We start from the raw sequence: 8354 nt of genomic DNA on the forward strand, positions 1-8354 counted from the left end.
AGGAGGTGCACCAGCGCCGGATCGCCGCGCCACCGGAGGCGGTCTGGGCCGCCCTCACCGCGATCACGCTGGGCGACCTGACGCTGACCCGGGCCCTGGTGCGGGTCCGCCAGCTCGGTGTGGACCCGGACCGTCCGGACCGCCCGCTCTTCGAGGCCGGTCCGGTGGCCGTGCTGCACGTCGAGCCCGGTGCCTACGCGGTCGGGGGCGCCGTGGCGCAGCCGTGGCGGCTGCACCCACCGCGTCACCCGATCGCGTCCCTGCGCGACCTCGAGGCCTTCGCCGCGCCGGGCTGGGCGAAGTACCTCACTGACTGGGAGCTGCTCCCGGACCGCCGCGGCACGCTCCTGCGCACGACGACCCGGGTCGTCTGCACCGATCGGTGGTCCCGGCGAGCCTTCCGTTGCTACTGGCTGCTCATCCGGGCCGGCTCCGGGCTGATCCGCCGCGACATCCTGCGGTCGACCGCGCGCGCCGCGACAAGGCAGCCGAAGGAGGAGAACCGCTGATGCACCCGTTCCGTCGCGCCGTCGAGGCCCGCGACCCCAACGCGCTGATCGCCGTGCTCGCCGAGGACGTCGTCTTCCGCAGCCCCGTCGTCTTCCGGCCCTATGTCGGGCGCGACACCGTCGCGCCGATCCTGCGGGCGGCCATCGAGGTGTTCGAGGACTTCCGCTACGTGCAGGAGATCGGCGCCCCGGACGGCACTGACCACGCGCTGGTCTTCCGGGCCACGGTCGCCGGCTGCCAGCTCGAGGGCACCGACCTGCTGCGCACCGGCGCCGACGGCACCGTCGTCGAGCTCGCGGTCCTGGTGCGGCCAATGACCGCGGTGGTCGCCCTCGCCGAATCGATGCGGGCCCGGCTGGCAGCCAGGGCGGGAAGCTCGGTGGAGGCCGGGTAGCGGTGCGCAGACGCGACCCACCATGCTGAGCGGGTGTCGCCGTTCCGCAAGCTGGTCGCGCTGCTGACGCTGTTCGTCGTCGCGGTGCTCATGTACCTGCTGCTGGCTGCTGCGGCCGGTGCCGGCGACATCGGTGCCGTGGAGCTGCTGGTCTGGTTCGTGCTGCTCCTCGTCGCGGAGATGGGCGTGATGTACGCCCTCGGCAGGGCCTTCGCGCGCAGGGACCGCCGCCGGGCCGCGCGCAGCCGGGCCGACCAGGACTGAGGCTCAGGCCTCGGTCGCCTCCTCGAGCGGGGCGACCGCATCGCTGCTGCCGACCACCAGGGCCTACGTCGCGCCGGCGATCAGCGCGCCGGCCAACGGCGCGAGGATGAACAGCCACAGCGGGGCGATCGCGTCGCCGCCGGCGAACAAGGCGCCGCGCTATGGAGAACCCCTACGCCATCGCGAGCCCGACCGTCACGGCCGGGTCGAAGTGACCGCCCGACACGTGACCGACGGCCGAGCCGCAGCCGCCGAAGACCAGCCAGAAGGTGCCGAGGAACTCCGTGCCCAGACGGCGCGCGGTCGCGGGAGTGGCGGGAGAGGTGCGGGCGTGCTCAGGCATGAGCGGTCGGTCCGTTCCGCGGTCGAGTCAGGTCGTCCGCCTCGGGGGCGGCTGGTTGGCCCGCTCGCCGCGGGCCGCCTTCTCCGCCGTCTCCTGGACGCGCCTCGCGCGGGTCTCCGGCCGCTTGGCCGTGACGATCCACGCAAGGATGCCGCGCCTGGCCGACGGCGGGAAGGTCTCCCAGGTCGCGGCAGACCCGGGGTGGGCGCGGAAGGCCTTCGCCAGGTCGAGCGGCACGACGAGGTCCTCCACGTCGTCGAGCAGGTTCCAGGTGCCGTTGGTCTTGGCCGTGTCGATCGCCGCCTGCCCGGCCGGTGCCATCCGGCCCTCGGCGAGCAGCCGCTCGACCCGGGTCTTGTTGGACCGGGACCAGCCGCTGGTGGGCCTGCGGGGGGAGTACCACTGTGCGGCGCGCTCGTCGTCGAGCGTGCGCGCTTTGCTGTCGATCCAGCCGAACGCCAGGGCCGCGCTGACCGCGTCGTCGTAGGGAACCTGTGGCGGCTTGCCGGTGCGAGACCGCCAGGACACCAGCCAGACGCCTGAGCTCGACCCGTGGTGCTGCTCGAGCCACCGGCGCCACTCGGCCACGGACGTGGGCTGGACGTGGTCGTCGCTCATGTCGCTGCCGCGCCGACCACCTCGGGCTCCTCGGCCGGTGCCTTGCGAGGGAGCGGGAACGGCCACCACACCGGGTCGTCGATGTCGTGGACCAGCGCCGGCACCAGGAGGGACCGGACGACGAGCGTGTCGAGCAGCACGCCGAACGCGACCGCGAACCCGAGCTCGGCGAAGGGGACGAGCGGCAACACGCCCAGGGCCGAGAAGGTCGCGGCCAGCACCACACCCGCCGACGTGATGACGCCGCCGGTGACTGCGAGTCCCTTCAGCGTCCCGCCCCGGGTCCCATGAACCTGCGCCTCCTCGCGCACCCGGGTCATCAGGAAGATGTTGTAGTCGATGCCGAGGGCGACCAGGAACACGAACGCGAACAACGGGAACGACGGGTCGGTGCCGGCGAAGCCGAAGACGCGGTCGAAGACGACCGCGCACACCCCGAGCGTGGCGAAGAAGGACAGCACCACGGTGGCCACGAGCAGCAGCGGGGCGACGAGGGCCCGCAGCAGCAGGGCGAGCACCAGGAAGATCATCACCAGGATCGCCGGGATGATGACGCGGGTGTCGCGGGCCGACTCCTGCTCGATGTCGTAGACGACCGCGGTGCCGCCGCCGACGAGGACGTCGGTGCTGACCTCGTCGACCGCCTCGCGCAGGCGGAGCACGGTCTGCTCGGCCTCGGGGCTGTCGGAGGGCACGGTGAGCACAGCCTCGACCTGGACCTGGCCGTCGACCACCTTCGGCGGACCACCGGGCTCGGTCTGCCCGGTCGCCGACGCCGGCCCGGTGGTGGTGAGCTCGGCGGAGGCGATGCCCGGGGTGTCGCGCACGACCTCGAGCAGGCGGTCGGCATCGGCCTCCTTGCCGATGACGCTGACCGGCACGCCGCTGCCCGCCGGGTAGTGGTCCGCCAGCACGTCCTGGCCGACGACGGAGTCGACCTCGGTGGTGAACTGCTCGGCGGTCGTCAGCCCGTCGGCGTTCAGCTGGGTGGAGAAGAGGGCGAGGCCGGCCAGCACGGCCGCGGTGACGGCCCAGACCAGCCGGGCCCGGCGCCCGACCAGGGCGGCGACCCGCCCCCAGAGACCCTGCTCGTGGCCGGCGACGTTGTCGTGGCGCGGCACGAACGGCCAGAACCAGTAGCGTCCCGCGAGCATCAGGAGAGCGGGCAGGAAGACGGTCATGGAGACGACCGCGCAGGCGATGCCGATGGCGCCCACCGGACCGAGAGACTTGTTGCTGTTGAGGTCGGAGAGCAGCAGGCAGAGCAGGCCGAGGATGACGGTCGCACCCGACGCCGCGATCGGCGGGAAGGCGCCGCGCAGCGCCTTGCGCATCGAGACCGACCACGAGTCCTCGACGTGCAGCTCCTCCTTGAAGCGGCTGATGAGCAGCAGCGCGTAGTCGGTGCTCGCGCCCAGCACCAGGACGGAGAGGATGCCCTGGCTCTGCCCGTCGACGGTGAGCACACCGCCCTTCGCCAGCAGGTAGACGACCGCCTGGGCGAGCGTCAGCGCGAGGCCGGCCGACAACAGCACCGGGACGAACACCGGGCTGCGGTAGATCAGCAGCAGGATGACCAGGATGACGCCGACGGTGGTGAAGAGCAGCTTGCCGTCGATGCCCTCGAAGGCCGCGGCGAAGTCGGCGAACTGCCCGCCGGGCCCGGTCACGTAGGACGGCAGCCCCTCGACGGTGGCTGCCTCGGTGACGTCCTCGACGATGCCGGGGAGCCGCTCGAAGGCGGAGTTGTCACCCGGCAGGGGCACCACGACCTGCACCGCCTGGCCGTCCTCGCTCGGGATGGGTGGCGACGCCGGGCCGCTCACGCCGTCCAGCGCGTCGATGCGGGTCACCGCTTCGGTGACCGCGGCCAGGTCGTCGTCGGTGATGCCGCTCTTGCGCTCCCAGACGATCAGCGCCGGGATGTCCTGCGAGCCGGCGAACCGCGTCTCCAGCTCCAGGGACTTCGTCGACTCGGCGGAGTCGGGGAGGAACGCGGCCTGGTCGTTCTCGATGACGGTGCTGAGCTTGCCGCCCAGCGTGCCGGCCACCGGGAGCACCACGAACAGGCTGACGACCAACACCGCCGCGGGCAACAGTGCTCGTCTCCAGTGGATGCCCCGCCGGGTGCTCGTCCCCGAGTCGTCCTGCGCCATCGTTCCGCCCTTCTCGCGTCCTGCCGTCCGCCCTGCCATGACTACCGGCTGGTCTGACCCGGCGGACGCCCTCGCTTCATCGGTCGGGGCACCGCCGGCGCCGCCAGCAGGCGCATGAGTCTGCCGTGGCACAGTGACAGGCGTGCTGCGGGTCGCCGTCGTCGGAGCCGGGCCGGCCGGGGTCTACGCGACGGAGGCCCTGCTGCGGTACGCCGACGACGTACTCGTGGACGTCCTCGACGGGCTGCCCGCGCCGTACGGCCTGGTCCGGTACGGCGTCGCCCCCGACCACCCGCGCACCCAGTCGATCGCCGACGCCCTCGGCGCCGTGCTGTCCCGGCCCGGAGCTCGTTTCCTCGGCAACGTCCACATCGGCGCCGACCTGACGCCCGAGGAGCTGCGGGCACACTACGACGCGGTGCTCGTCGCGACCGGTGCGGCGGCGGACCGGCGGATGGAGGTGCCGGGGGAGGACCTGCCCGGCTGCATCTCGGCGACCGAGCTGGTCGCCTGGTACAACGGCCACCCCGACGTCGCGCCGGACCGGTTCCGGCTCGATGCGGAGACGGTGGTCGTCGTCGGGGCGGGCAACGTGGCCGGCGACGTCGCGCGGATGCTGGCCCGCACGCCGGACGAGCTGCGGGCGACCGACGTGCCCGAGCGGGTGCTGGCGACCTTCGCCGCGAGTGCGGTCCGCGACGTGCACCTGGTGGCCCGGCGCGGCCCGGTGCAGGCAAGGTTCACCACCCGTGAGCTGCGCGAGCTCGGCGAGCTCGGCGGCGCCGACGTCCTGGTCGACCCGGCCGACCTCGAGCCCGACGACCTGAGCCGCGAGCAGCTCGTCACCAGCCCCGCGGCGCGGCGCAACCTCGAGGTCTTGCAGGGCTGGGCGCGGCGACCGGCCGCCGGTCGGGCCCGCCGGGTGCAGCTGCGCTTCCACACCGCCCCGGTCGCAGTGCTGGGGGCCGCTGCCGTGCCCCGGGTGACCGGCATCCGGCTGGAGCGCACCCGGGTCGAGCCCGACGGGTCACCCGTCGGGACCGGCGAGACGCTCGACATCGCCGCGCAGCTGGTGGTGCGTGCCGTCGGCTACCGCAGCCTGCCGCTGCCCGGACTGCCGTTCGACACGGTGGCGGGGGTCGTGCCCAACGAGGAGGGGCGGGTCGTCGGCGAGGGTGGCGCCGTCACCGGCTGGTACGTCGCCGGGTGGGCCAAGCGCGGTCCGTCCGGGGTGATCGGCACCAACAAGCACGATGCCCGCGAGACTGTGCGGACGCTGCTGGCCGACCTGCCCGCCTTGCCCGCGGCCGCGGAGCCGGACCCGGCCGCGATCGACGCCCTGCTGGCCCGTCGCGGCGTGCAGGTCGTTGACTGGGCCGGCTGGTGCGCGGTCGACGCGGCCGAGCGGGCGGCCGGCGCGGCCCAGGGACGGACGCGCGCCAAGGTCGCCGACCGCGCCGAGCTGCTCCGGCTCGCGTCGCACCGCTGAGCGCCGACGGGCTGTCAACGCCGCTTCAGCTGCCGGTGACGACGAGGTCGAAGGACTCGGGTGGGCGGACGACCGTGAAGTAGACCTGCTCAGCCACGTCCCACCGGGCGTTCCACCCGTCGTCGTCGCCACGCTCGGCGAGGCGTTGCGCTCGGAGTGACCGGGGCGTGTCGACGAGAACAGACAGGTCGACGAAGGCCGCCAGCTCCGGTCGCGCGGAGTAGACGCCGTCGACCACGACGCCTGGCGCCGGCGGGATCTGCACGGTCCGTCGCGCCAGGCGTCCGCCCGTCGCCCAGTCGTACGGCCGGTATCGCGCCCGCAGCCCTGAGCGGAGGGGGACCAGGGCCTCGTCCCGGAGACGTTCCCAGTCGAAGTACCGCGCAACAGCCTCCTCCGGAGCCAGCTCGCGGCGTACGGCGTCATCCATCACGCGGTAGAAGTCGTCCGCGGTCACGACTGTTGCTCCGCCGTACGGAGCCAGCCGGCCCGCCAAGGTGCTTTTGCCCGATCCGCTGTAGCCGTCGATGGCCACCGTGACGACACCACGCGAGGCGAGGCGACGTACGTGCGCACCGACGTGTGCCGGCGACGACCGGATCATGAAGGCGACGATGCCCTCACCTCAGTCCCCACGCCACTCTCGGTGTCAGGGCATCGGCCTTGGTTCGATGACGACGACCGCGGTCTCCGCGGACCGCAGCGCCGCGTAGCCGTCCAGGTTGGTGTCGACCTGCTGCCACCGCGCCCACAGGCGGGCCCGCTCGTCCCCCTCTGCGGCGTGCACCCGGGCCGGCCGCGGCCCGTCACCGGTGTCGATCGTGACGTCAGGGTCGGCCTGGACGTTGAGCCACCACGCCGGCTCGGCCTCGGCCCAGCCGTTCATCGCCAGGGTGACCAGCCGGGGGCCGTCCTCGACGTAGCCGAGCAGCACTGTGCGCTGCGTCCGCGACCGGCGCCCGGTGGCGGTCAGGCGCAGGGTGCCCCACCGGTCGCCCCGGGGACGCCAGAGGCCGACGTGGCCCCGCGTCACCCGGTAGACGCCGCGGTGGGCGTGCCAGAAGAGCCGGACGAACCAGCGCGGCGGCAGCCACGGAGCCTTGTCATGGGCCTCTGTCATGGCAGTCTCCCCGCCGTCGGTGCGGGCTCACGAGGGAGCATCAGCGCGGCCACCAGGCCGATGACGCCGGTGACGGCCAGGGAGGTCATCGCCAGTCCGTACGACCAGTCGACCAGCTCGGCGACGAGGATCGTGCCGGCGACAGCCGTGCCGAGCGACGAGCCCAGGTTGGACACGCTGCGCGACAAGCCGGAGATCTCGCCCTGCTGCTCGTCGGGGAAGCTCGACTGCACGACGTTCACCGACGGAGTCAGCATGACGCCGACCCCCAGGCCGATGAGCAGCAGCCCGGGCGCGAACGCCCAGGCGCTCGGCGACCCCTTGACCATGGCGAGCAGCAGGAAGATCCCGCCCAGCGTGACGACGAAGCCGGCCACGATCAGGCTGCGCTGCGGGTGCCTCGTCGCCAGTCGTTCCGCAGCGAGCGACGAGACGAGGATGCCGACCGTGGCGGCGGTGAAGATCACACCCGTCTCGATGGCGTTGTAGCCGCGGACGACCTGGAGGTACGTCGCCACGACGAACGACGTCCCGATCAGCATCAGCCACTGGATGTTCTGCGTGACGAGGCCAAGGTTCGACGTCCGGTTGGCGAATAGCGCGGTGGAGAGCAGCGGCTCCGCGCCCCTGCGCTCCATGGCGCGGACGTGACCGAAGAACCACAGCAGCAGCAAGGCGCCGGCGGCCATCAGGCCCGCCATCAGCCAGGCGTTGTTGTCCGCCTGGAGGATCCCCATGACCAGGGCGACCAGGCCGGCTGCCGAGAGGACTGCTCCCAGGGTGTCGAAGGGTCGGGTCGGATCGGGCGGGACCGGGTCCTGGATCTTGCGGCTGAGGACGACGATGGTCGCGACGATCACGGCCTGGAAGACGAACGCGGCCCGCCAGCTGATGGCGGTGGTGATGAGGCCGCCCAGCAGCGGCCCGGCGGCGGCCCCGATGCCGCCCATCCCGCTGATGACGCCGAACGCCCTGGCCCGGGACGTGGTGTCGTGGAACAGCATCGTCGTCAGGATGTAGACGGGCGGGATCAGCAGGGCGGTCCCGACGCCCTCGAGGATGGAGTTGCCCAGGATCAGCACCCCGAGCGTGGGCGACACGGCGCTGATCAGGGCACCCGCGCCGTACAGCGTGAGACCGAGCAGGAAGCACCGCTTCCGCCCCCAGCGGTCGGTGAGCTTCCCACCGGGGATCATCAGGGCAGCCATCACCAGCAGGAACACCGTGATCGCCGTCTGGACGCCCTGGACTGTCGTGTCCAGGTCCTCGCTGATGTCGTTGATCATCACGTTCATGTTGGACCCGGCGAAGCTGCAGATGAACTGCGCCAGGGCCAGTGGGACCAGCACAGCACGCAGCGACCCGCCCGGCCGCCCGGAGACTCCGGAGACGACACCTTCTGCCATGGCGCGGTACCCCCCTCGTTGGCGCTTCCTCGCCACAGATGACTGCACGGGGCG

Annotated in this window: 9 protein-coding genes and 1 pseudogene; 4 read left to right on the forward strand and 6 right to left on the reverse strand. The window is 72.6% G+C overall.

Going from position 1 to position 8354, the window contains the following annotated elements; all coding sequences use genetic code 11:
* The 3 genes from VK640_10660 to VK640_10670 form a co-directional block, all read left to right on the forward strand.
* Positions 1-509: hypothetical protein (locus VK640_10660; protein ID HTE73645.1), on the forward strand; the 509-nt coding region annotated here is incomplete at its 5' end.
* Positions 509-904 (forward strand): nuclear transport factor 2 family protein, encoded by a 396-nt coding sequence (locus tag VK640_10665; GenBank protein ID HTE73646.1) that lies wholly within the window; start codon positions 509-511, stop codon positions 902-904. The genes VK640_10660 and VK640_10665, both read left to right, overlap by 1 nt.
* Before the next feature lie 33 nt (positions 905-937).
* Positions 938-1168 (forward strand): hypothetical protein, encoded by a 231-nt coding sequence (locus VK640_10670; protein ID HTE73647.1) that lies wholly within the window; start codon positions 938-940, stop codon positions 1166-1168.
* A 184-nt stretch (positions 1169-1352) separates the two neighbouring features.
* Here the strand turns inward: VK640_10670 and VK640_10675 are convergent.
* The 3 genes and pseudogenes from VK640_10675 to VK640_10685 form a co-directional block, all read right to left on the reverse strand.
* Positions 1353-1511, reverse strand: a pseudogene (locus VK640_10675) (aquaporin).
* Between the two features lie 27 nt (positions 1512-1538).
* Entirely contained in the window at positions 1539-2129 is a 591-nt protein-coding gene (locus VK640_10680) for a YdeI/OmpD-associated family protein (protein ID HTE73648.1), read from the reverse strand.
* Positions 2126-4285 (reverse strand): MMPL family transporter, encoded by a 2160-nt coding sequence (locus VK640_10685; protein ID HTE73649.1) that lies wholly within the window; start codon positions 4283-4285, stop codon positions 2126-2128. Before VK640_10685 ends, VK640_10680 begins: the two co-directional genes overlap by 4 nt.
* 142 nt (positions 4286-4427) lie before the next feature.
* Between VK640_10685 and VK640_10690 the strand changes: the two genes are divergently transcribed.
* Complete coding sequence (locus tag VK640_10690; GenBank protein ID HTE73650.1) at positions 4428-5774, forward strand: FAD-dependent oxidoreductase; 1347 nt, start codon at positions 4428-4430, stop codon at positions 5772-5774.
* A gap of 25 nt (positions 5775-5799) precedes the next feature.
* Here VK640_10690 and VK640_10695 read toward each other — a convergent pair whose 3' ends face one another.
* Genes VK640_10695 through VK640_10705 form a run of 3 tightly spaced genes read right to left on the reverse strand, consistent with a single transcriptional unit; the run spans position 5800 to position 8300 of the window.
* Positions 5800-6378: a uridine kinase gene (locus tag VK640_10695; protein ID HTE73651.1), complete on the reverse strand. Its 579-nt coding sequence runs from the start codon at positions 6376-6378 to the stop codon at positions 5800-5802.
* 45 nt (positions 6379-6423) lie between these two features.
* Positions 6424-6894, reverse strand: a complete 471-nt coding sequence (locus tag VK640_10700) for a nitroreductase/quinone reductase family protein (protein ID HTE73652.1) — start codon at positions 6892-6894, stop codon at positions 6424-6426.
* Positions 6891-8300: an MFS transporter gene (locus VK640_10705; protein HTE73653.1), complete on the reverse strand. Its 1410-nt coding sequence runs from the start codon at positions 8298-8300 to the stop codon at positions 6891-6893. Before VK640_10705 ends, VK640_10700 begins: the two co-directional genes overlap by 4 nt.
* Positions 8301-8354 lie beyond the last annotated feature (54 nt).

Source organism: Actinomycetes bacterium (assembly GCA_035489715.1).
Classification (GTDB): Bacteria; Actinomycetota; Actinomycetes; order JACCUZ01; family JACCUZ01; genus DATHAP01.

Coding starts and splice junctions, on each gene's coding strand:
- VK640_10665 (HTE73646.1), top strand. CDS start 509: ATGCACCCGTTCCGTCGCGCCGTCGAGGCCCGCGACCCCAACGCGCTG.
- VK640_10685 (HTE73649.1), bottom strand. CDS start 4,285: ATGGCGCAGGACGACTCGGGGACGAGCACCCGGCGGGGCATCCACTGG.
- VK640_10695 (HTE73651.1), bottom strand. CDS start 6,378: ATGATCCGGTCGTCGCCGGCACACGTCGGTGCGCACGTACGTCGCCTC.
- VK640_10700 (HTE73652.1), bottom strand. CDS start 6,894: ATGACAGAGGCCCATGACAAGGCTCCGTGGCTGCCGCCGCGCTGGTTC.
- VK640_10680 (HTE73648.1), bottom strand. CDS start 2,129: ATGAGCGACGACCACGTCCAGCCCACGTCCGTGGCCGAGTGGCGCCGG.
- VK640_10705 (HTE73653.1), bottom strand. CDS start 8,300: ATGGCAGAAGGTGTCGTCTCCGGAGTCTCCGGGCGGCCGGGCGGGTCG.